Raw genomic sequence first — 21,985 nt, forward strand, 5'->3', positions numbered from 1 at the left:
TCAGAACCTCGTCCTCCCGGAGGCATGCATTGGGACTCTTCGACCTGCTCTCTCGCTGGCCCTTCATCCGTCAGTTCCAGGAGAAGGACTCCACCGCCCTCGGGGAGACGGCCATGAGCGAGCGCAGCCGCCACCTCGAGCCGCGCACCCTCCAGGCTGACAAGGTCGTCCAGTCCATCTGCCCCTATTGCGCCGTCGGTTGTGGTCAACGCGTCTATGTGAAGGACGAGAAGATCCTCGACATCGAGGGCGATGAGGACTCCCCCATCTCCCGTGGCCGGCTCTGCCCCAAAGGCGCCGCCACCTTTCAGCTCGTCACCGGCAGCCACCGCCTCGACACCGTCCTCTACCGCCGTCCCGGTGCCATGCAGTGGGAGCGCATCCCCCTGCACAAGGCCATGGACATGGTCGCCGAGCGCGTGAAAAAGACGCGCGACGCCACCTGGGAGGCAAAGGACTCTCAGGGCAAGACGCTCAACCGAACCCTTGGCATCGCACACCTGGGCGGCGCCACGCTCGACAACGAGGAGAACTTCCTCATCAAGAAGCTCTTCACCGCCGGGCTCGGCATCGTCCAGGTGGAGAACCAGGCTCGAATATGACACTCGTCCACGGTGCCCGGTCTGGGCATCTCGTTCGGTCGCGGCGGTGCCACCACGTTCCAGCAGGACCTGGCGAACGCGGATTGCATCGTCATCATGGGCAGCAACATGGCCGAGTGTCACCCCGTGGGCTTCCAGTGGGTGATGGAGGCCCGTGAGCGCGGCGCCACCCTCATCCACGTGGACCCGCGCTTCACGCGCACCAGCGCCATGGCCGACGTCCATGTGCCCATCCGCCCGGGCTCGGACATCGCGTTCCTGGGCGGCATCGTCCACTACATCCTGGAGAACGAGCGCTACTTCCACGACTACGTCGTCCACTACACCAACGCGCCCGCCATCCTCCGCGAGGAATTCCAGGACACCGAGGAGCTCGACGGCCTCTTCAGCGGCTACGACCCAGACACAGGCAAGTACAGCCCGCACTCTTGGCAGTACGAGAACATCGACGGCGCGGTACCCGCCGCGGGCCACAAGGAAATCTTCGCCGCGCCGGGCGCTGGTGGCGAGGGGAAGATTCGCGGCAAGCACATCACCGAGGTGCCCCGGGACAAGACGCTCCAGCACCCGCGCTGCGTCTTTCAGGTGCTCAAGCGCCACTACGCGCGCTACACGCCGGCCGTCGTCTCGCGCATCTGCGGCGTGCCCGAGGAGCTCTTCCTCAAGGTAGCGAAGACGCTCTGCGACAACTCGGGGCGCGAGCGCACCAGCGCCTTCTGCTACGCGGTGGGCTGGACGCAGCACTCTGTCGGCGTGCAGTACATCCGCACCGCCGCCATCATCCAATTGCTGCTCGGCAACATCGGCCGGCCCGGTGGCGGCATCATGGCCCTGCGCGGCCACGCCTCCATCCAGGGCTCCAGCGACATCCCCACGCTCTACAACCTGCTGCCCGGCTACATCCCCATGCCGCACGCGCCGGACGCGCAGCGCTTCGAGCAGTACGTGCACAACAACGAGTCAGCCAGCGGCTGGTGGAGCGAGTTCCCCAAGTACATCGTCTCGCTGCTCAAGGCCTACTACGGCGACGCCGCGACGAAGAAGAACGACTGGGGCTTCCACTGGATACCCAAGCTCACGGGCGACCACTCGCACATGACGACCGTGGCCGACATGGCCGACGGCAAGGTGAAGGGCTACTTCGTCCTGGGCGAGAACCCCGTGGTGGGCTCGATGAACGGGGCCCTGCAGCGCAAGGCCTTGCAGAAGCTCGACTGGCTGGTGGTGAGCGACCTCACCCTCACCGAGACGGCCGAGTTCTGGCGCACTGCTCCAGAAGTGGTGCGTGGAGACGTCCACCCCAAGGACATCCAGACCGAGGTCTTCTTCTTCCCCTGCGCCGCGCACACGGAGAAGGACGGCACCTTCACCAACACCCAGCGCCTGCTGCAGTGGCACCATAAGGCCGTGGAGTCGCCCGGCGAGGCGCGCAGTGACCTGCACTTCATCTTCGACCTGGGGCGCCGGCTGAAGGCGCTCTACGCGGACTCGAAGGAGGAGAAGGATCGCCCCCTCCAGGCCCTCACCTGGGACTACCCGACGAAGGGCCCTCGCGAGGAGCCCGACGCCGAGGCCGTGTTGAAGGAGATCAGCGGATACACCGTGGCGGATGGCAGACCGGTGAGCGGCTTCACGGAGCTGAAGGACGATGGCTCCACCGCGTGCGGCTGTTGGATTTATTCGGGCTGCTACGCGGACGGGGTGAACCAGCCGGCGCGCAGGAAGCCGGGTCGCGAGCAGACGTGGGTCGCGCCCGAGTGGGGCTGGGCGTGGCCGGCCAATCGACGGCTCCTCTACAACCGGGCCTCGGCGGATATCGAAGGCCGCCCCTGGAGCGAGCGCAAGAAGTACGTCTGGTGGGACGCGCAGAAGGGCGAGTGGACGGGCCTGGACGTGCCCGACTTCATCAAGGACCGCGAGCCCTCGTACCGCGCCGACAAGGGTGACCAGGGGTTGGACGTCATCTCCGGAGATGATCCGTTCATCATGCAGGCGGACGGGAAGGGCTGGCTGTATGCGCCGAGCGGCATGGTGGACGGGCCGCTGCCCACGCACTACGAGCCGCTGGAGTCGCCCGTGCGCAACTTCCTCTACGCGCAGCAGTGCAACCCGGCGCGCTACGAGTACCGACGCAAGGACAATCCCTATCACCGCGCGTGGGGGGACCCGCGCTACCCGCACGTGCTCACCACGTACCGGCTCACCGAGCACCACACCGCGGGCGGCATGTCGCGCTGGCTGTCGTGGCTGAGCGAGCTGCAGCCGGAGATGTTCGTCGAGGTGTCCCCGGAGCTGGCCGAGGAGGCCGGACTGGAGAACGGCGGCTGGTGCACGGTGTCCACGGCGCGAGGGGAAGTGGAGGCCCGGGTGTTGGTGACGGAGCGCATCCGCCCGCTGCAGCTCGACGGGAAACGAGTGCACCAGGTGGGCCTGCCCTACCACTGGGGCTACACGGGGCGAACGAAGGGCGAGAGCGCCAACGACCTGATTGAGTTCTCGTCGGACCCGAACGTCTCCATCCAGGAGTCCAAGGCGCTCACCTGCAACATCCTCCCGGGCAGGCGCAGCCGGGGCCGGCGCGCCGCCATGGGCTGGGAGCCCTGGCCGCTACCACCGGGCGTGGTGGAGGTCCCCAGGGACATGGAGGGCGTCGGTCCGCCGACGGACCAACCCGAGCAGGAGAAGAAGGAGTAGCGCCCCATGGGACAGAAGGGCTTCTTCACGGACACCACGATCTGCATCGGCTGCAAGGCGTGCGAGGTGGCCTGCAAGCAGTGGAACCAGCTCCCGGATGACGGCTTCCGGCTCACCGGCATGTCGTACGACAACACGGGGCACCTCGGGGCGTCCACCTGGCGGCACGTGGCCTTCGTGGAGCGGCCAGTGCCGCTGCCCACCCAGACGACGGGTGTCCTGGACTTCTCGTGGTTGATGAGCTCGGACGTGTGCAAGCACTGCCAGCGGGCCGGGTGCCTGGAGGCATGCCCCACCGGCGCCATCATCCGCACCGAGTTCGACACCGTCTATGTCCAGCCGGACGTGTGCAACGGCTGCGGCTACTGCGTCACGGCGTGCCCCTTCGGCGTCATCGACAGGCGCGAGGATGACGGGCGCGCGTGGAAGTGCACGCTCTGCTACGACCGGCTGGGCGAGGACATGACCCCCGCCTGCGCCAAGGCGTGCCCCACCTCCTCCATCCAGTTCGGAGACGTGGACGAACTGCGCGAGCGGGCGCATCGCCGCGTGGCCCAGCTCCATGAGAAGGGATTGGAGCAGGCGTACCTGTACGGTGCGGATGCGGAGAGCCAGCCGGGCACCGGCGGACTCAACGCGTTCTTCCTGCTCGTGGACAAACCCGAGGTCTACAACCTGCCGCCCGACCCCGTGGTGCCCACGATGAAGGGGAGGGAGTCCTGGGCCTCCATGGGCTGGGGCGCGCTGGGCATGGCCGTGGTGGCGCTCGGAGCGGTGCTCTTCGGACGAGAGGTGACCCGTGGGTGATATCCGGCCCGAGGATCTGGAGAAGCGCCAGGACGGGCGCAACATCGACTCACGGTTGGGCGAGCTCTCCGGCGAGGGCGCCCAGCAGCGGGTGAAAGGCATTGACGAAGCCAACCCCTCGCGCGAGCCGTTGCGAACGCGGCCCTCGAAGTCGGGAGTGCCCGCGGAGTCCCCGAGCTACTACGGACAGCCGGTGCTCAAGGAGCCCGTGTGGATCTGGACCATCCCGCTCTACTTCTACGTGGGCGGTGTCGCGGGCGCGGCGAGCGTGCTGGGCGCGGCGGCGGACGTGGCCGGCGGCAAGCACCTGGAGTCCCTCGGGCGCAAGTGCCGGTGGGTGGGCACGGTGGGCGATGTGGTCAGCTCGGGGCTGCTCATCTATGACCTGGGCAGGCCCGAGCGCTTCCTGAACATGCTGCGGGTGTTCCGGCCCACGTCGCCCATGAGCGTGGGCTCGTGGGTGCTGGTGGGCTCGGGAGCGATGAACACCGCGTCCCTGTTGTTCGCGGGCCGGCGCGGCTGGCTGGGGCGCGCAGGTGAAGGGGCGGCCATCACCGCGGGGCTGCTCGGCCTTCCGCTCTCCGGATACACGGCGGTGCTCATCGCCAACACGGCGGTGCCGGTGTGGCAGGCCACGCGCAAGACGCTGCCCCTGCTGTTCATGTCCTCGGCGATGGCGGGCGCGGGAAGCCTCCTGGAGCTGCTGCCACACTCGCGCGGTGAGGAGAAGGTGCTCCGCTTGTTCAGCACGGTGGGTAAGGTGGGCGAGCTGCTCGCGGGCGTCGCGGTGCACCACGATGTCTCTCGGCTGGAGGTGCTCGAACGGCCGCTGAAGCACGAGCGCTCGGGGCAATTGTGGAAGGCGTCCAAGGCGTGCACCGCGGCGTCGCTCGTGCTGGGCGTGTGGCCGGGACGACGCAGGTGGATGAAGGTGACGGCGGCACTGCTCGGCTCGGCGGGTGCGCTGCTGACGCGCTTCGCCGTGTTCCGCGCGGGCAAGGCGTCCGCGAGCGATCCGCAGGCCACGTTCCAGCCGCAACGCCAGGGAATGGGCGCGGCGGAGGTGACGGGGAATACACTCGCCTCGGATGGGAAGCCGCTGAAGTTCCCGCTGCCCGTGCTGAGCGAGGCCCCGAACCCGTCCGAGCGGAACGTGGCACCAGTCGGGCCACCAGACCTGGAGGCGCCCGCGACCTGATGCGCTCGGCGGCGGCGAGGGGCCTTCACCCCGAGCTGGAGGAGACTTCGATCTCGTATCCGTCGTACTGCCCGGAGTGCTCCCGCGCCAGACGCTCCAGGGCCTCACGCGCGGAGCCGAACGCCTGTCCTGCTGGACTCACATCGTGCTCGGCGAGCACCAACCAATTCTTCTCATCGGCGCTTTTGCGGCTCGTGACCTCATAGCCTTGCGCGGCCAGTTGTGCGGCCACTGCGTTGGGCCCCTCCTACGGCCAGCTGTTTCTTCCGGGGCTGCGTGCCGCCTCACGCCTTCCGCCTGGAAGCCGACGGCACCATCAACCGGAACAGCCCCCGCTCCTCAAGCGCCCGCTGCGTTCGCCAAGCGAGCGCCACGTGCTCTGGATTGCTTGGGGTAAGTCGCTCGGGGGTGAGCGTGACGAGCGTGCCCTTGTCGCCCACGGGCTCAACGCGCACCGGCGACGACAGCGTTGGCACCTCGCCCCGTTCCCGTGAGAAGTACGTCATCCACCCAACGAAGCAGCCAAGCTGACTGCCCCCGGAGAGCTCGTCCCACAGACCGTCCGCCGTCGCGACCGCCCATTCCGGCTCCCAGGCCACCGCGATGGCCCGCATGGCTCCTGAGACAACCGGGGCCGTGAGCACGCGCTCCTCACCCAGGGCCTCCTTGGGGAAGAAGATCCAGAGGCTGTTCGGCGCCACCTCTCCCTTCGAGCCGCACCTGAGCATGACCATTGCCCCGTGGTCTTCTGCCTCGCGACCCGTCCATGTCCCGAACCTGAAGCCATCATTCCCGCTCTGATACTTCTCCCGCCCGAAGAATTTCAGGAACGTCTCGAGTGTGGGCTCAAAGCCGAGCTGCAGCGCCTTCCGTGCTGAACTGCTCTTCTCGTACCAAGGGGCGAAGTCGGGATGGCACTCCGCAAGGAGGCGGAAAAACATCTCCGCCCGGCGCGCGCACTGCTCGGCGGACTCCGGCCTGTGCGCCCAGTAGGCTTTTATTCCGTACGTCTCGCTCATGCGTGGTGGCCCTCACTTCACGGGCTGAGTGTAAACGACCTCAATGGCCTGGAAGCCGTTAGCGTCGAAATACTTCCGAAGCACCGCCACCATCCGCGGCTCCGCGACGTGCCAAAGGATCGGCACCCCGTCTGCAACCCGAAGCTGCCGTTCAGCTTGTTCGATCATGCTGTCCAGACCTTCGTATTTGAATCTAGGGTTGAGGTCCTCGTCGAACCACTTCTGGTACCCACGTGCCTTGGCCTCGAGCAGCGTGCCCGTCTTCGGATCGTACCCGTCGTAATTCACGCAGTCCCCATCCCGGCACACCCTGTACGCCCATCGCTTGGGTGCCCCCGAGATCTGGGCTTGGTAGTCCCTCGCCTGCTCGGACATGCTGGAGTTGTCCTCCACCCACTGCCCGGGCCCGCCAACCGGTGGCCACCCACCACCGCCTCCTGCGCCCTGGGCGCCGGTATTGGCCATGTGCAGAACGTAGGTGGCACTCAGCGCTGGCGCCGCCGCGGTGACAACGCTCCCCACGGGCACCGCGACCAACCGCACCGTCAGGAGCCCATCGCCCATGAGCGACAGCAGGGGCACCGTGAGGCTCCCGAGCCTACCGCCCCAGGCCGCCACCTTCGCAGTTCCAGCACCGGCCGTGCCCACCGTCAGCACCGCGCCTGTGGCTAGCCGCGACACGGTGCGCACCTTCTCGGCGTAGGGCTTGTGGCGGAACTCCTCCCACAGTCGCGGCGAGCTCTCGTAGAGCTGCCTCACCGCGCCCGGCAGCTGCGCCAGCCCCTCCAGTGTCTCGCCCGTGTAGAAGACCAGCCGGTAGATGCCTTCCACCATGTCCACCACAGCGAGCACCGCCCCCTCGGCCACCGCAAGCGCCGGGTTGTCGTCGGGCGTATAGAGGCCCGCCGGGCGCGCTCCTTTTGGAACCTCGAGCCTCTGGTCCACAGGGAAGAGGCGCTCGCCCTCGATGGCGTAGAACGGGCCCACCTCGAAGCGGCCGGCCCGGAGCGCACCATCCTCGGCGAGCACGACCTGACCGGCCTTCTGGACCGCTACTCCCGTCGTGGCCCTCACCAGGTATCCGTCCGGCCGCAGCACCAGCAGCCGCGAGAAGCGGCGCATGCGCGCGTGGAACTCGTCCCGCGTCACCACCTCGCCATTCGCGGCCACCTCCAAGAGCAGGTGTGCCGCCATACGGCGCAGCCCGAAGTTGCCCAGTGTCAACGGCGTGGAGAGCAGATGCGGCACCAGCTCCATCGCCTGCTGAGGCGACAGCGTCCGCCCATCCTTCGGCAACGCCGTACTGGGGACACCGGCCTGCGCGAGGAAGCCCTGGAAGTAGTCGAGCGTCATGGGCACTTCGAAGGGCCGTCCGTCGCCCACTCCATCCGGCCACCCAACGCCCTTCCCCTCCAGTACCTCCTCGTCGTCCCCCTCGCTCACGCGCTGCGCACGTTGCCGGGCCCGCTCTGCCGCCCCGACACCATGGCCCGTGCCCACCGCCACTGGCACACCGGCCTCGCGTTCCTCGGCTTGCGCTTCAATGCCCTCCAGGCCCGCAACGGCCTCCCCGGTCGTCGTTGCGGACGCCGCCTGGGCCTGGCCCGCCATCTCCCGCGGCCTGGGACTCTCACGCTGCACGCGCCACCGATGGCGAGCGCCACCAGCCAGCATTCCCCCCATGGGATAGCCCGTCGCGCACGCCGCCTGCAGCCCGAGGAACAACAGCACCACCACGCGTGACGGCCGCCACGGCCTTCCCCGCGAGCTCCGCCGAGCTTCGAGCTGCGTACCGCCGCCCTCCCCCGCCCCGGGACTCCGGTACTCATTCGACATGGCGCTGGCCTCCCCCCAGGTAGAACAGCCCTGAAGGATAGGATGCGGGACATCCAACCCTACAGGGGGGGGGACCCTCGCCCCTGGGCATCGCCTACAGCATCATGTACATGGCCACGGCGGACACGAGGGTGGCCCGTACCGCCTCGGGGCTGGCCATGTCCTTGAAGGCCTCCAGCGTCTCGTTCCACACGGAGCCAAGGGCGAGTTCCATGGCCAGGACATACTCGTGCTGCGCGAGACGCCAGGCACGTCGATGGAAGTCCCTTCCGGGGCCTGAATGAAGCAAGCGCGGTCCCCGTGTCCTGAGCCGCTGCGTTCACCACCCATCTCACCTCCGGCCCCCTGGATTCCTGCGCCTCGGCCGAGCCACTACGCTCGCGCGACATGAGCACTCGCGCGACGAGCATCTGGGGCTGGGGTTACGCGGACAAGTTCCCGGACACCGAGGCACGGCGGGCCCTCGCCGAGCAGGTGTCCCCGCTCCTCGGGAGCCCCCCCCTGGAGCCCCGCGAGCCCGCCGCGAGCCCTCGTCTCCCTCCTCCCCGCATCGCTCCGCCCGAATCCCTAGCGGAGCTCTGCTCAGCCGAGGACAGCGACCGCGCCGCGCATACCTACGGCAAGGGTTACGGAGACCTCGTGCGCGGCTTTCACGGGGACTTCTCTCCCGCGCCTGACTTCGTCGCCCGCCCCCGCACCGAGGACGACGTGCGAGCCGTGATGGAGTGGTGTGCGAATCACCACGTGGCCCTCATCCCCTTCGGGGGAGGCACCAGCGTCGTCCGGGGTGTCGAGGCCGCTATCGGTCAAGGCTTCCACGGCGCCGTGTCGCTCGACATGCGCCGCATGGACCGCGTCGTCGAGGTGGACCCCGTCTCCCGCGCCGCTCGCATCCAGGCCGGCGCCACCGGGCCCGTGCTCGAGGCCCAGCTCGCCGCGCAGGGCCTCACACTGCGCCACTTCCCCCAGTCCTTCGAGTTCTCCACGCTCGGCGGGTGGATCGCCACGCGCGCCGGTGGTCACTTCGCCACGCTCTACACGCACATCGACGACCTGGTGCAGTCCACCCGCATGCTCACCCCGCGTGGCCTCTACGAGACGCGCCGCCTGCCCGCCTCGGGCGCGGGCCCCGCTCCGGATCGGCTCGTGCTCGGCTCCGAGGGCACGCTCGGCGTCATCACCGAGGCCTGGGTGCGCGTCCAGGCCCGCCCCCGCTTCCGCGCCAGCGCCAGCGTCCACTTCCCCAACTTCGCCACCGGCGTGCGCGCCGTCCGAGAGCTCTCCCAGTCCGGCCTCCACCCCTCCAACTGTCGTCTGCTCGACGAACAGGAGTCCTTCCTCAACGGCGTCACGGGCGATGGCTCCAGCGTGCTCGTGCTCGCCTTCGAGTCCGCCGATCATCCCCAGCAGGCGAAGATGGAGCGCGCGCTCGCCCTCACCGCCTCCCACGGTGGCGAGTGCCGCGAGGGAGCCCGCTACCGCTCCGATGAACCCGGAGCCCACGCCCGTCCCGGTGGCGCAGCAGAGAGCTGGCGCTCGGCCTTCATCGAGGCCCCCTACCTGCAGAACGTCATGGTGAGCCTCGGAGTCATCGCCGACACCTTCGAGACCGCCTGCACGTGGGACCGCTTCGACGCCCTCCACGGCGCCATCCTCGAGTCCGTGCGCGGTGCCTTGGCCCGCATCTGCGGCGGCGGGCTCGTGAGCTGCCGCTTCACCCACGTCTATCCGGACGGGCCCGCGCCCTATTACACGTTCATCGGCCCGGCCCGGCGCGGCGGCGAGTGGGAGCAGTGGATGGCGCTCGTGCACGCCGCCCGCGACGCCGTGAGCGCACACGGCGGCACCATCACGCACCACCACGCCGTGGGACGGCTGCACCGCCCTTGGTACGACCGTGAGCGCCCTGAGCCCTTCGCGCTCGCCTTGAAGGCCGTGAAGCAAGCACTCGACCCCCGGGGCATCCTCAACCCGGGTGTCCTCGTGGGTCCTTGATGAAGACTCTCCGTGGCTGGCGACGGTAGGTGTCTTGAGGGCAGATCAGGCCGCGTGCTTGAGTATGAGAATGACCGCCCCCGAGGTCTGAAAGGAGCTTTTATGACTCGCAGTACGCAAGGCACTTCTGTCGAGGTGTACGGACGAAGCGTCCAGGCCGTGGTCAGCGCCATGGAGTTCCTCAAGCTCAAGGCCCAGCGCATCCTCGCCACCCACGGCATCGAGTCGCTCCAGCCCGAGCAGTGGTACCCCCTCCAGAAAGTCATCAACAGCTTCGAGGACATCCTCAAGCAAGTCGGGCCGCACACCACCCGCGCCATCGGCCGCGCCGTCCCCAAGAGCGCCGTCTTCCCCCCCGCCATCAACTCGTTCGAGTCCGCCCTGCTCTCCCTCGACCAGGCCTACCGGATGAACCACCGGGGCAGCGGGGACATCGGCAGCTACCGCTTCCAGGCCGGGGAAGGTCGCAACGCCCGCATGGTGGCCGACAACCCGTACCCCTGCGAGTTCGACCAGGGCATCATGGAAGCCCTCTACGACCGCTTCCAGCCCAAGGGCTCCTTCGTGCTCCGCATTGAGCACGAGGGCACGGCTTGCCGCGCCAAGGGTGCCCGTTCCTGCACCTACAACCTGAAGTGGTGAGTCTTCAAAGACCCCCTCGCCCAGGTCCGGCCGGGCGCTCCGGCCGGATCCACTTTTACGAATTCTTTCTAATCCCTCTGGACATCGAATCTAAGATGAGCTTAAATATGCGTCATCACTGAAACCGAGAGGGAACATGGCTCGCTCCGTTCGCCCCCACCGTCTGATGAGTCTCGGCGCCGCAGTCCTCGCGGCCTTCCTGACCGCGTGCGGCGGGGAGCAGATTCAGGGTGAGTCGGACGGTTTGGGTACGCGCGCCGCGGCGCTCGAGGGTGGAGAGAGCGCCCCCCGTCCCAAGAAGATGATCGTCTACTCCACTCGGGAGAAGGTGGACGACTCGAAGTTCGTCTGGCTGGGGCCGCCGGAGGCGATGGGGGGCCAGGTGCTGGAGGGCAACCCGAGGCTCTACGGCCGCATCGATTACAACAATGGCGGCGTGACGGCGGGCATCTTCAAGGCCACCAAGGGGAAGATCCGCGTGACGTTCCCCTTCTCGGAGCACGCCACCATCCTCGAGGGCAAGGTCACCATCACCGACGAGTCCGGCCAGAGCCACACCTTCAAGGAAGGCGACAGCTACTTCATCCGCCAGGGCCAGGTGGTCATCTGGGAGGTGAAGGGCAAGGAAGTCATCAAGTCGTTCTACAACGTCGTCGAGTAGTCCCGTAGGACCCACTCGACGGAAGCGGCGGGGATGGCTCTCTCGAGCCATCCCCGTTGTCGTTCAGGACGCCCTGGAGAGGAGGGCCTGCTCGGGAAGAGCGGCCGTCAGCTCGGGCCCCGCCACCACCGGCTGCGACTCGCCGTTCATCCCGTCGAACATGGCGTGGAACGCCTCGTAGACGCGGTCCACCAGTGCGATGGCCTCGGCGCGCAGCTCCGGGGTGAGCTCCATGCCGAGCAGCATCGCCTCCATCTGCTCCTCGAAGACCTCGTGCTGCTCCTCGGCCTCCATGTGGTGGCTGGAGAAGTACTTGAGCCGCTTGCCGGAGCTCAGCTTCTGGGGAAGCGAGGAGGTGCGGCTGAAGAAGGCGTGGCTGGTGGACTCCAGCGCCAGCACGAACACCACGCGCAGCCGGTCATCCATCGGGCGGAGCACCTCGGAGATGAGCGCGAAGCTGGCGTCGCGGGTGCCCTCGTGCCCACGGCTCCACATGTCGGTCAGGGTGAGGGGACGCCCCTGCAGCGCGGCGAGGTCCTCGAAGAACCAGTCGTCATGCCCACGCTCCTCCGAGCGATGTCGGAGCATGAGCAAGTTGAGCTCCGGGTCCTGTACCCGCTGCGCGTTGAGGCGCAGCACGTCCTGGAAGCTCATCACCCAGAAGGCCAGCTTGGGGGCAAAAGCCAGCACCTGCTCCAGCGGCTGATCCTGCCGCAGCGCTCCGAAGCAGGGGTGCTCGGCGAAACGGGACTGACGGACGCTGATGTGTTGCAGCACTGCCTTCATGGTGATCTCCCGCTCGAGCGTTTCAGGTCTCCCCTCCGGGGACCCGACGAAAGAGGTGTGGTTCACGACTTCCACTCCCACACCTCTCTGTTGCAACGATGGGGCCGCGTTGGATCTCCACGCATTTAGAGCGAATTTTCCAATGGGGTCGGTTCTGGATGGCAAGCGTCGAAGCCGAGCGCACCCGACCCCAGAGGGCCCCTCGGGGAATTGAATATGAATAAGCGACGCAAATGCAAATGATATGGTTCGCGCATAATTTTGCATGTGCATCGCGCCGGTCTCCCCGAGGAGAGCGCGGTCTCAGGAGACCCAGGTGGGGCGGGAGCGAACCACCCAGGTCACGCGAGGCGTCAATGACAGACAAAAGAAAGAATCACAGCCCCGCCATCATCCCACCATCCACCGTCATCACACAGCCGTTCACATACGAGGCATCCTCCGACAGCAGCCACGCGATGGCCTTGCCGCACTCCTCCGACCTGCCCACACGCCCCATCGGAATCCGCGGCACGTAGAACTGCGTCTCCGCCTTCTCCGGCGCTCCGGGTGAGAGCTTCTCGAGGATGCCTTCCAGCATCGGCGTGCGGTGCGCACCGGGACACACCACGTTCACTCGGAGTCCCTGCCGCGCGAACTCCATGGCCGCGGTCTTGCTCAACCCGTGCAGGCCGTGCTTCGCCGTCACGTATGCCGCCCCCATGGGCGTCCCCGTCAGCCCATTGATGGATGACACGTTGACGATTGCCCCACCCCCCGTTCGCAGCATGGCCGGAATCTCGTACTTCATGCACAGCCACACGCCCTTGAGGTCCACCGCCAGCACCCGGTCGAACTCCTCCTCGGGCAGCTCCGTCAGGGGCACCAGCATCATGTCCCCCAGTGCAGCGTTGTTCACCGCCAGATCCAGCCGATCCCACCGCCCCACCACCTCCTCCACCATCCGCCGCACGTCCTCCGAGCGCGCCATGTCCGCCTGCACGTAGAGCACCTCCATCCCCTCCTCCCGCAGCGCCCGCGCCGCCGCCTCGCCGCGCTCCCGCGTCCGTCCCACCAGCGCCACCTTGGCGCCCGCTCGCCCCAGCTCCCGGGCCGCCGCCAGGCCAATGCCTGAGCTGCCCCCCGTCACCAACGCCACCTTTCCTGCGAATCGCTTCTCCATGGAGTGCCCCTGAGTGTGAGTGGCGCGGCGAACAGGCCCTCGCTCCCGCCCATTCCCTCTCTGGAGGTGTCAGGTCACGGCAGACCCTGACTCCCAGCGGAGGAAGACTTCACTGCGTCGCGCCAATCGACTGGGAGGTGTTCCCGAGGGGACATTTCGTGGGATCATTCAACTCCGCCTCGTTCGTCATCCGACCCATGCCCAACGAAGCAAGCCCAGACATGTCCGCCTCCCTGCGAGAGACCGTCGAGCCCTCCGTGAAGAGCCGCGAGCCCGGAGGGGACCCGCTGCTGGGGACGTGCATTGGCAGCTTCCGGCTCACCCGCCGGCTGGGTCAGGGCGGCATGGGCGCGGTGTACCTCGGCGAGCACGTGGACATCGGCAGCCGCGTGGCCATCAAGGTGCTCCACCGCCGGTTGGCGTCCTCGCCGCAGGTGCTGCGCCGCTTTCATATGGAGGCGCGCGCCGTCAACCTCATCGGCCACGAGAACATCGTCAACATCATCGACATCAACCCCGCGCCGCCCCGGCCCTACCTCGTCATGGAGTACTTGGAGGGCGAGCCCCTCTCCGCGCTGCTCGCCCGCGGGCCCGTGCGCGCGGAGATCGCCGTCGCCCTGCTCGCTCAAGTGTGTGACGCGCTTGAGGCCACGCACGCGCGAGGCATCGTCCACCGCGACCTCAAACCCGAGAACCTCATCCTCTTGCAGCGCGGCGATGGCCCCGCCTTCGTCAAGGTGCTCGACTTCGGCATCGCCAAGCTGCTCGACGCCGAGGAGGAGCGCGGGAGCGACACCGGAGAGGGCGCCGTCCTCGGCTCGGCCGACTACATGGCGCCGGAGCAGTCGCGTGGAGAGCGGGTGGACGGACGCGCCGACCTCTACGCCCTGGGCGTCATTGCCTACCAGCTCGTCACGGGGCGGCTGCCCTTCGTGGAGAAGAACTTCACCGCGCTGCTGCTCGCCCACCAGACGAAACCACCGACTCCGCCCTGCGAGCTCTGCCCCGCCGTGCCGCTCGCCGTCTCCCATGTCATCCTCCGAGCGCTCGCCAAGGAGCCCGAGGACCGCTACCAGAGCGCGTCGACGATGCGCGGCGCGCTCCAGGTGGCGCTCGACGAGGTGCGCGCCCCGTCCGGCCAGGCCCTGACGCCACCTTCCGGCAGGCCCTGCGTCATCCGCTCGGCGCTCGCGATTCCCGTGCTCGTGACGGCGGGCCCCGGGGCCACCACCGAGCAGCTCACGTGCACGGACCTGACGCGCGGGGGCCTCTTCCTGAGCACCGACCTGCCCCTGCCGCCGCTGCTCTCCCGGGTGACGGTGGCCCTGGAGCACCCCGACGGAGAGCTGACGTGCGAGTGCGAGGTGGTGCGGCACGTGAAGCCCGAGGAGGCACTCGCCTGGAGCATGTCTCCAGGCTTCGGCGTGCAGTTCGTGGAGCCGTCCATCTCCTTCAAGGCCGCGGTGGCGCACCTGATGTTGGGGCAGCCGCTCGACACCCTGCGCCCGCCCATGGATGCGGCCGCGGAAGCAGAGGTGGAGCAGGTGCTCGCCCCGTACCGAGAGCGCGGCACGGAGGACCTCTACGCCTTCCTCGCGCTACCGCCGGACACGGGCTGCGAGGAGCTGCGGCTGCGCGCGCGCCGAGCCTGCCACGCGCTGGAGCGGCTGCGCGAGCGCCCCATCGCCGCCCACCTGCGCGCCAAGGTGGACACGGTGCTCGCGCGCATGCGCAAGGCCTCGGAGACGCTCGGCCACCCACGGCACCGGGCCGTCTATGATGCCGAGCGGGGGAACTTCCAGGGCGTGGCGCGCTGCCTAGCCGCGGGGCTCACCATCACCCAGCTGGAGGAGCTGCGGCGCGACTTCCTCACCCGGCGCCCACACACCCAGGGGCCGCTGCGCGTGCACCTCGCCACCGCCCAGGCGCACCAACAAGCCGGACTGCTCGGCCACGCGCTCGAGGCCTATGAGCGGGCCCTCATCCTGGACCCGCTCTCCGTGGAGTTGCACAAGCAATACCTTGCCGTGTGCCGTGCACTGAACAACCCGGAACGTCCAGGCTGAGGGCCCAGGCAAGAGACGGCGCGGGCCCGGCCGTGCTAACTCCCCGCCGCCAGCTATGTCCTCCCAGGAATCAGCATCTTCCGCGTCCGCCGTCCCTCCTCCTTCGGTGCAGCGCGTGGCGTTCTACGCCGTGGCTTCCGGCCTCACCCCTCTCATCCCCGTTCCCTTCCTGGACGAGTACGCGCTGCGCCGCGTGCGCGAAGGGATGGTGCGCACCATCCTGCGCGAGCGCTCCTTCTCTCCGCCGGATCGCACGGTGACCGTGCTCGCCGGGCTCCACCCGCGCGAGGGCAGCCGCCTCCAACAGTTCGTCGGCAAGGCCGCGCTCGTCTCGCTCCGGCTCACCTGGCGCAAGGGCTACAGGCGGCTGGCCACGGCCCTCTGGGTGAAGGACTGCGTGGACATGGCCTCCATCTCCCTGCACCACGGCTACCTGCTGCAGCACGCGCTGGACCGGGGAGACCTTGATGCGCGCACGCTGGCCACCGAGGACGCCCCGCGCCGCGTGCACTCCGCCATTGACGCCGCCTGCAAGGAGTTGGACGCGCGCCCGGTGAACCAGGCCCTGCGCCGCCTCTTCGCCGGCAGCAAGCTGCTCCTCGACGAGCTCTCCAAGGCCCTGGAGAACTGGAGCGGCGCGCCCCGCACGCCCCAGCAAGGCGAGGAGCAGGAAGTGGCCTCGCTGTCCGAGCGGCTCGCCGCCTCCATGTGGGAAGAGCGCGGCTACTTCCAATCGCTCGAGGCGCTCTACGCGAAGCACCTTCGGGAAACCCCGTAGGCAGCGTCTGTGACTGCTTCCGGGCTCGCACGTCACGCGAGCCACGAGAAGCACGCGGAAAATTCCATCGCATTGACTTGAACCTGGAACTCCCGAACATGCGGCAGCCAGGTCCAAGCGATGGACCACGGGACTGACGCCGCGCACCGGCGACCGTCGGAGGCGGCGTTCGCTCGTGGCGACGCCTTCGCCCTTTTTTGCATGAACGGAGTCCTTCATGCCCCACCTCATTGATGCCGTCCGACGTGGAGACACCTCCCGGGTGGAGGCCCTGCTGAACACGGAGCCGAAGGCGCTCGGCCGAGAGGATGTGCATGGCATGACGCCCCTTCTGTGGGCCGCCCGGCAGGGACACGTGAAACTCGTCCAACTGCTGCTGGCGCACGGCGCGGAGGCGTCGGCGAGAGACTCGCGAGGAGCCACCGCGCTGATGCTCGCCGCCGAGCGGGGACACCTGGATGTCACCCGCGTCCTCGTGCCGCGGGCGAGCCCGGACGAGCGCGGCGAGGCCCTGCGATATGCCGCGGGCACGGGCCGTGTCGAGCTCGTGGAGTGGTTGCTGGACGAGGCCAACGCGGCGCTCGAGTTCAGCGGAACGGACGGCAGGACCCCCCTCACCTGCGCCATCCTCGGAGGCCACACCGCGCTGGCCGAGGAGCTGCTGCGCCGCGGAGCGGACGTGAAGGCGCGCAGCTCCGGCTTCCTCCCCTTCGAGGGCCGCGATGACTCCGGCTGGCGCCCACTGCACCACGCGGCAGACCGCCGTCACGCGCTGCTGGTGCAGCTGCTGCTCGACGCCGGCTCCCAGGTGGATGCACCCACCACGGGCGGTACGACGCCGTTGATGCTGGCAGCCCACCACGGCGACGAGGACAGCGTCCGCCTCCTGCTGCTGGCCGGAGCGGACCCGCTGCGCGAGAACGCGCGCAAGGCCACCGCGCTGTCCCTGTCGCGTGCCCACGGCAGGCCCCACATCACCCAACTGCTCGCGCGTCGCGCCGAGGAACAGCCGCTCACCCGGGTGCTGCAATGGCCGTGGAATCCGGGCGGCGGCCGGAAGAACTGAGCCCCGCTACTGCGTCATGTAGAAGAGGCCGAGGCACATCTCGTCCCCCGTGCCCTCGCCCCAGTTGACCTCCGTCGCCCCGGGAGCGCTGTTGTTCCAGTGGCACTCGAGCCGGATGGAGTCCCCCGGGTTGACCACGCGCGACTGCTCGAGCAGGTAGCTCGCCTGCCAGTGGAAGTCCCAGCGGGGAATGTCGAGCAGGCACTCGCGCTCGCCGGAGCCGCGTTGGATGTCCAGCCGGGTGCTCGTCCCCAGCGTGTGCATGTGCAGCGCGACGGAGTGCACGGTGAGGGGCTTGTCCTTCTGGAAGAGGCCTCCCGTGAGTTGGTCGGCGATGCTCGTCGGCTCATACGCCCAGGAGTGCACGACATCCGCCTGGCCCGCGGGGATGTTCATGAGCTTCTGGTTGACCCAGTCCGGGTTGGTCCACGGCTGCACGAAGGCCACCTTGTCCACGGAGGCGTCCACCTTGAAGGAAACCGAGGTGAGATCTGGCCCCGTCTGCCCGTGGAGCGACGGGTGGGTGTTGTAGTGCACCTGGAGGATGACCTTGGAGCCCGCCGCGACGCGCAGGCCCGTGCCCGCGGGGTAGTCCTGGCCCGGGCCACCTGGAGCCCAGGAGCCGAGCCACGCGGCCTGTCCACCGTTCAGGCCCGGTCCTCCGAAGCAGGTGTAGCCCGGCCCTGGCTCTCGATCGTCGAGCGCCTGGGCCTCGGCCACCTGGTGGGGCTCGGCGAGGAACGCGATGACGTGGTGGACAATGCCCATGTTGCCCGGGTTCGCGCGGAAGCCCGTCACGTACTGCGTGTCCGTGTAGGGCCAGTCGAGCAGGAAGCAGCGGTAGTCGTCCGGGCGCTGCTGCGGGGTGTACTGGGTGGGCATCTTCAGCGTCTGATCCACGCGCGAGATGCCACCGATCGGCGCTGGCGGAACCGCAGGCGCATCGGCCGGGTTTCCCTCGATGGCGCCCTCGTCCACCCAGCGGGAGATGAGCGCCACCTGCTCGTCGCTCAGCGAGCGATCATCCAGGTAGCGCGCGCAGTCGTTCGACGGAGGCCAGGGCGGCATGTGACGCGACTGCACGGCGGCCTTGATGGCGTCCCGCTGCGCGTAGGCCTGCGCATACGTCTTCAGCGCGAAGTGCCCGATGCCCCCCTCGACATGGCAGCCACTGCACTTCTGTTGCACGAGCGGCCCCACGTTCGCGTGCCAGGACGGGGGAGCTGGCTCGGGAGTGGGCTCGGGCTCCGGGGGAGACCTGGGATCCTCATCACACGAGGTGAGGACAACCGCCACCAGGAGCGCACGGGCCGCGAGCATTGCACGCATGAGAAGACTCCTCCTGTGAAAGCGGCAGGAGTCTCTTCATCCACGCCCTTCCTGGGAGGCTTCCGCACCCGCGCGAGTCATCACCAGTGGACAGGGGCCGCGGCCAGGGTTCACTCCTGAGGAGGGGACCCACCCTGCCGACCCTCTTCACGACGGGAGCGGGCGTGTCAGTGCAACAGTCCGCCGGCGCCGCCCTCGCTCTGGTTCGAGCGGCCTCCCTTGATGCGGACCACCGCCTCCTTGAAGGTCTCCAGGTACCGGCGCAGCCTCGCGTCCATCTCCACCGACGGGCTGTCATAGCGCGCCAGGCACAGCATCACCGCCCGACCGCGCACCGGATCATCCCCCGGTACCAGCGTCGTCTCCCGCGCATTGCCGAACACCAGCCAGTCCAGCTTCCACAGCGCGTCCAACAGCTGGCTGAAGTGCTCCTCCATTTCCTGGCGCAGCGAGTCCGGCAGCCCATGCACGTCGCTGTACTCCGAGCAGTCGCGCAGGAAGCGCTCCACCACCTCGCCCTCCTCGGGGCGCTCCGGCACCTCGTGCGAGAAGGAGCACGCCATCGCCCCCTCCAGCAGCCGCGCGAGCTCCTCCCCACGCGTCACCAATGCCAGCCGCGGCCCGTCCTCCGGCACCGGCCCCTCCATCCGGAGGAACGTCTCCCCCGCCATCGTGTCGAGTCTCATCCTGATCGCCACGTTCCCCTCCCGGAACCGCGAGCCCTCAGCGTACCAGCCCCCCGCCGCAATGCACTTTCGAAGCGATGTGAAGAAACTTCTTCCCGTCACTTACGAAAATGAAAGCGGACCCCCCACCCCGGAAAGCGAGCCACCCCCCATGGTCGCCATCTCCCGCTCCGCCGCCCTCGCCCCCCGCATTGCGGCCAGTTCCGCTCCACCCACCCTCCGGTTGGATTCGCGCGGCGCCTCCGTGGTCACCCTCCAGAAGAAGCTGAAAGCCGCGGGCTTTGACCCTGGCGCCGCCGATGGCGCCTTCGGCCCGAAGACGCTCGCCGCCGTGAAGGCCTTCCAGAAGTCCCGCGGCCTCGCCTCTGACGGCATCGTGGGCCCCAAGACGTGGAGCGCCCTCAACTCGGCCACCGCCTCCTCCGGGGGCTCCGGCCCCACCCTGCGCCAGGGTGCCCGGGGCGAGCCCGTCCGCGCCCTCCAGAATCGGCTCAACGCGCTCGGCTTCAACGCCGGCACCGCCGACGGCGACTTCGGCCCGAAGACGCTCGCCGCCGTGAAGGCCTTCCAGAAGTCCCGCGGCCTCACCGCTGACGGCGTGGTGGGCCCCAAGACGTGGGACAAGCTCGGCATCAAGGTGCAGACGCCCTCCACCCCCTCGGGTGGCGGCCGCGTCGTCACCGGCTACGTGAACGGCGTACCCCGTCAAATCACCCTCTCTCCCATCCCCAACGGCAAGGAGATGCGCTCCGACGCGGCGGCCGCCTTCAACCGCATGCACGCCGCGGCCCGCGCCGCCGGCATCAACCTCACCGTCAACAGCGGCTTCCGCTCCATGGAGCAGCAGCGCGCCCTCTACCAAGCCTACCTCAACGGCACCGGCAACCTCGCTGCCAAGCCCGGTTATTCCAACCACCAGGGCGGCATCGCCGTGGACATCAACGTGGGCGGCACCGGCTCCTCCACCTACCGCTGGCTGGCCGCCAACGCGAGCCGCTTCGGCTTCGTCCGCACCGTCCCCTCCGAGCCCTGGCACTGGGAGTTCCGGCCCTGATTCCGTAGCGCTTCCGTAGCCACACCTTCACCCCCCCGGCAGCCCGCCCCCGCTCCCTCTTCTCGAGGTCGGCGGGGGCTTTTTTTCGCCCTCTCCGGGCCCCTTCTCCCCACCCGCCTCGCGACTGTCCTGAATGAGTCCACTTTCTGTCTTCTTTTAGGACAGTTGATGCATTTGTCTTCTAAGCCGTTGATATTCCGGGGTTCTTAGCCCCCGAGAGCCCTCCCGAGTCATCAGGGTCTGCGATTGACTGGAGCATCAATGCTCCACTTTCCCATGTAACGCAACGCGTCGTCCCAGGGAGGATGACGCAGTGGGTCTGGCGCGGGGATTGCTCTGGTGCTCCGATGTCAGGGAAAGCCCCCCGACCTCGGGCGCCCCCCCTGACGGGCCGTTCTGGAAGAGCCCCCCACAGCACGCCCCTCTCCCACCGCCCTGATCGGAGCCCTCCGGCAGGGACACCCCAAGGAGTCCCCATGAAGAAGCTGCACACCCTCTTGCTGGCGCTGTGCGCGCTCGGGCTCGGCACCGAGGCTCGGGCTGGCGCCGCGAAGACGACCTACCCCGTGGTGTTCGCCCACGGCATGGGCGGCTTCGACAATCTCTTCGGCAACGACTACTGGGGCGACGACTACGGCATGTTCGTCGGTGACACCTGCAGCCTCTTCGAGACGCCCTGCAACGAGGACATCGACAGCGGCCAGAAGACCTTCGTGGGCCAGGTGCAGCCCTTCCAGAGCTCCGAGGTGCGTGGCTTGGATCTGGCCAACGACATCGAGGGCTACATGGCCAGCACGGGCGCCACGCGGGTGAATCTCATCGGCCACTCGCAGGGCGGTCTGGACGCGCGCAAGGCGGCCAAGGTGCTCTACACGCGCAAGGGCTACACCGTGGTGGCGGTGCTCGTGAGCGTGTCCTCGCCCCACCGCGGCTCGCCCGTGGCCAAGTACATCCTCGACCTGAAGCCCGGCGTCACCAGCGTCATCGCCGCCCTGGCCGAGTTCTACGGCGACGTCGTCTACGGGCCGGGCAATGACGGCTACGCCGGCGCCAAGCAGCTCGTCTACAACGACTACAGCAGCACCGATGGCGTGACGACGGGCGCCAAGAACTTCAACATCAACAACCCCATCGACGCGCGCTACGCCTCCCGCTACGTGTCGCTCATCACCGCGCAGAACGGCATAAATGTGAACCCCGCGCTCTATCTGGTGAGCGAGCTCTTCTACGACATTGACGGCGACGGCTACTGCGTGGATGACTGTGACAACGACGGCGCCGCGGGCAAGGGCGACGGCTACGCCAACGAGGGGGATGACGATGGCCTGGTGGGCATCAACTCGCAGCAGATGGGCTACCGGCTGAAGTACTCCGAGTCCACCTTCGGCTTCGACTCCGTCACCACCGACACCACCGTCCCCTATATGGGCGACATCAACACGCCCAGCACCTCCGCGCAGATGACCTCCACCTCGAGCGTCATCAACCAGGACCACATGGACGTGGTGGGCCTGGGCCCTGACACCTTCGACGAACCGGAGTTCTACGCCTCCATCATCCACTACATCGCCTCTCACGACTGACGCACGCTCTCCCGCCCCCTT

Annotated in this window: 18 protein-coding genes; 11 read left to right on the plus strand and 7 right to left on the minus strand. The window is 68.2% G+C overall.

Going from position 1 to position 21,985, the window contains the following annotated elements; genetic code table 11:
- Positions 1-29 precede the first annotated feature (29 nt).
- The 3 genes from fdh to nrfD are packed head-to-tail and all read left to right on the plus strand — an operon-like array spanning position 30 to position 5,301.
- On the plus strand, positions 30-3,296 hold the full coding sequence (gene fdh, locus F0U60_RS52540; RefSeq protein ID WP_395812074.1) for a formate dehydrogenase: 3,267 nt from the start codon (positions 30-32) through the stop codon (positions 3,294-3,296).
- A gap of 6 nt (positions 3,297-3,302) precedes the next feature.
- Entirely contained in the window at positions 3,303-4,103 is an 801-nt protein-coding gene (locus tag F0U60_RS52545) for a 4Fe-4S dicluster domain-containing protein (RefSeq protein WP_395812075.1), read from the plus strand.
- Positions 4,096-5,301: an NrfD/PsrC family molybdoenzyme membrane anchor subunit gene (gene nrfD / locus F0U60_RS52550; RefSeq protein WP_395812076.1), complete on the plus strand. Its 1,206-nt coding sequence runs from the start codon at positions 4,096-4,098 to the stop codon at positions 5,299-5,301. Before F0U60_RS52545 ends, nrfD begins: the two co-directional genes overlap by 8 nt.
- 25 nt (positions 5,302-5,326) lie before the next feature.
- Here nrfD and F0U60_RS52555 read toward each other — a convergent pair whose 3' ends face one another.
- The 3 genes from F0U60_RS52555 to F0U60_RS52565 are packed head-to-tail and all read right to left on the minus strand — an operon-like array spanning position 5,327 to position 8,156.
- Positions 5,327-5,533, minus strand: a complete 207-nt coding sequence (locus F0U60_RS52555; protein WP_395812077.1) for a ribonuclease E inhibitor RraB — start codon at positions 5,531-5,533, stop codon at positions 5,327-5,329.
- A gap of 52 nt (positions 5,534-5,585) precedes the next feature.
- Complete coding sequence (locus tag F0U60_RS52560; RefSeq protein ID WP_395812078.1) at positions 5,586-6,320, minus strand: immunity 52 family protein; 735 nt, start codon at positions 6,318-6,320, stop codon at positions 5,586-5,588.
- Between the two features lie 12 nt (positions 6,321-6,332).
- A complete protein-coding gene (locus tag F0U60_RS52565; protein ID WP_395812079.1) occupies positions 6,333-8,156 on the minus strand; it encodes a Tox-REase-5 domain-containing protein in 1,824 nt (607 codons plus the stop codon).
- A 387-nt stretch (positions 8,157-8,543) separates the two neighbouring features.
- Here F0U60_RS52565 and F0U60_RS52570 point away from each other — a divergent pair, with 387 nt between their 5' ends.
- The 3 genes from F0U60_RS52570 (at position 8,544) to F0U60_RS52580 (ending at position 11,454) form a co-directional block, all read left to right on the plus strand.
- A complete protein-coding gene (locus F0U60_RS52570) occupies positions 8,544-10,151 on the plus strand; it encodes an FAD-binding oxidoreductase (protein ID WP_395812080.1) in 1,608 nt (535 codons plus the stop codon).
- Positions 10,152-10,253: 102 nt separating this feature from the next.
- Complete coding sequence (locus F0U60_RS52575; protein WP_395812081.1) at positions 10,254-10,793, plus strand: hypothetical protein; 540 nt, start codon at positions 10,254-10,256, stop codon at positions 10,791-10,793.
- Positions 10,794-10,929: 136 nt separating this feature from the next.
- The gene (locus F0U60_RS52580; protein WP_395812082.1) at positions 10,930-11,454 is read left to right on the plus strand and encodes a cupin domain-containing protein; all 525 of its coding nucleotides are present in this window, start codon (positions 10,930-10,932) and stop codon (positions 11,452-11,454) included.
- Positions 11,455-11,517: 63 nt separating this feature from the next.
- Here the strand turns inward: F0U60_RS52580 and F0U60_RS52585 are convergent, their stop codons facing one another.
- Together F0U60_RS52585 and F0U60_RS52590 are read right to left on the minus strand one after the other, a co-directional pair.
- Positions 11,518-12,240, minus strand: a complete 723-nt coding sequence (locus tag F0U60_RS52585) for a hypothetical protein (protein WP_395812083.1) — start codon at positions 12,238-12,240, stop codon at positions 11,518-11,520.
- A 376-nt stretch (positions 12,241-12,616) separates the two neighbouring features.
- The gene (locus F0U60_RS52590) at positions 12,617-13,402 is read right to left on the minus strand and encodes an SDR family NAD(P)-dependent oxidoreductase (RefSeq protein ID WP_395812084.1); all 786 of its coding nucleotides are present in this window, start codon (positions 13,400-13,402) and stop codon (positions 12,617-12,619) included.
- A gap of 221 nt (positions 13,403-13,623) precedes the next feature.
- On the opposite strand from F0U60_RS52590, the gene F0U60_RS52595 reads away from it, so the two are divergent.
- From F0U60_RS52595 to F0U60_RS52605, 3 genes are all read left to right on the plus strand, one after another.
- Positions 13,624-15,468: a serine/threonine-protein kinase gene (locus F0U60_RS52595; RefSeq protein ID WP_395812085.1), complete on the plus strand. Its 1,845-nt coding sequence runs from the start codon at positions 13,624-13,626 to the stop codon at positions 15,466-15,468.
- A 115-nt stretch (positions 15,469-15,583) separates the two neighbouring features.
- Positions 15,584-16,246 carry a hypothetical protein gene (locus F0U60_RS52600; protein WP_395812086.1) on the plus strand — a complete coding sequence of 221 codons (663 nt, stop codon included), beginning with the start codon at positions 15,584-15,586 and terminating at the stop codon, positions 16,244-16,246.
- 217 nt (positions 16,247-16,463) lie between these two features.
- Positions 16,464-17,312, plus strand: coding sequence for an ankyrin repeat domain-containing protein (locus F0U60_RS52605; RefSeq protein ID WP_395812087.1), 849 nt, complete (start codon positions 16,464-16,466; stop codon positions 17,310-17,312).
- A 6-nt stretch (positions 17,313-17,318) separates the two neighbouring features.
- Here F0U60_RS52605 and F0U60_RS52610 read toward each other — a convergent pair whose 3' ends face one another.
- Positions 17,319-18,641, minus strand: a complete 1,323-nt coding sequence (locus F0U60_RS52610) for a hypothetical protein (RefSeq protein WP_395812088.1) — start codon at positions 18,639-18,641, stop codon at positions 17,319-17,321.
- 167 nt (positions 18,642-18,808) lie between these two features.
- On the minus strand, positions 18,809-19,327 hold the full coding sequence (locus F0U60_RS52615; RefSeq protein ID WP_395812089.1) for a hypothetical protein: 519 nt from the start codon (positions 19,325-19,327) through the stop codon (positions 18,809-18,811).
- A gap of 151 nt (positions 19,328-19,478) precedes the next feature.
- On the opposite strand from F0U60_RS52615, the gene F0U60_RS52620 reads away from it, so the two are divergent.
- On the plus strand, positions 19,479-20,381 hold the full coding sequence (locus tag F0U60_RS52620; protein WP_395812090.1) for a peptidoglycan-binding protein: 903 nt from the start codon (positions 19,479-19,481) through the stop codon (positions 20,379-20,381).
- 476 nt (positions 20,382-20,857) lie between these two features.
- On the plus strand, positions 20,858-21,964 hold the full coding sequence (locus F0U60_RS52625) for an esterase/lipase family protein (RefSeq protein WP_395812091.1): 1,107 nt from the start codon (positions 20,858-20,860) through the stop codon (positions 21,962-21,964).
- Positions 21,965-21,985 lie beyond the last annotated feature (21 nt).

Origin of the sequence: Archangium minus (assembly GCF_044360475.1) — a bacterium.
GTDB lineage: Bacteria > Myxococcota > Myxococcia > Myxococcales > Myxococcaceae > Archangium > Archangium minus.

Excerpts from the sequence above, each read along its gene's own strand:
- F0U60_RS52545 (WP_395812075.1), top strand. The coding sequence starts at position 3,303 with ATGGGACAGAAGGGCTTCTTCACGGACACCACGATCTGCATCGGCTGC.
- F0U60_RS52560 (WP_395812078.1), bottom strand. The coding sequence starts at position 6,320 with ATGAGCGAGACGTACGGAATAAAAGCCTACTGGGCGCACAGGCCGGAG.
- F0U60_RS52565 (WP_395812079.1), bottom strand. The coding sequence starts at position 8,156 with ATGTCGAATGAGTACCGGAGTCCCGGGGCGGGGGAGGGCGGCGGTACG.
- F0U60_RS52570 (WP_395812080.1), top strand. The coding sequence starts at position 8,544 with ATGAGCACTCGCGCGACGAGCATCTGGGGCTGGGGTTACGCGGACAAG.
- F0U60_RS52575 (WP_395812081.1), top strand. The coding sequence starts at position 10,254 with ATGACTCGCAGTACGCAAGGCACTTCTGTCGAGGTGTACGGACGAAGC.
- F0U60_RS52580 (WP_395812082.1), top strand. The coding sequence starts at position 10,930 with ATGGCTCGCTCCGTTCGCCCCCACCGTCTGATGAGTCTCGGCGCCGCA.
- F0U60_RS52585 (WP_395812083.1), bottom strand. The coding sequence starts at position 12,240 with ATGAAGGCAGTGCTGCAACACATCAGCGTCCGTCAGTCCCGTTTCGCC.
- F0U60_RS52590 (WP_395812084.1), bottom strand. The coding sequence starts at position 13,402 with ATGGAGAAGCGATTCGCAGGAAAGGTGGCGTTGGTGACGGGGGGCAGC.
- F0U60_RS52595 (WP_395812085.1), top strand. The coding sequence starts at position 13,624 with ATGTCCGCCTCCCTGCGAGAGACCGTCGAGCCCTCCGTGAAGAGCCGC.
- F0U60_RS52605 (WP_395812087.1), top strand. The coding sequence starts at position 16,464 with ATGCCCCACCTCATTGATGCCGTCCGACGTGGAGACACCTCCCGGGTG.
- F0U60_RS52610 (WP_395812088.1), bottom strand. The coding sequence starts at position 18,641 with ATGCGTGCAATGCTCGCGGCCCGTGCGCTCCTGGTGGCGGTTGTCCTC.
- F0U60_RS52615 (WP_395812089.1), bottom strand. The coding sequence starts at position 19,327 with ATGAGACTCGACACGATGGCGGGGGAGACGTTCCTCCGGATGGAGGGG.
- F0U60_RS52620 (WP_395812090.1), top strand. The coding sequence starts at position 19,479 with ATGGTCGCCATCTCCCGCTCCGCCGCCCTCGCCCCCCGCATTGCGGCC.
- F0U60_RS52625 (WP_395812091.1), top strand. The coding sequence starts at position 20,858 with ATGAAGAAGCTGCACACCCTCTTGCTGGCGCTGTGCGCGCTCGGGCTC.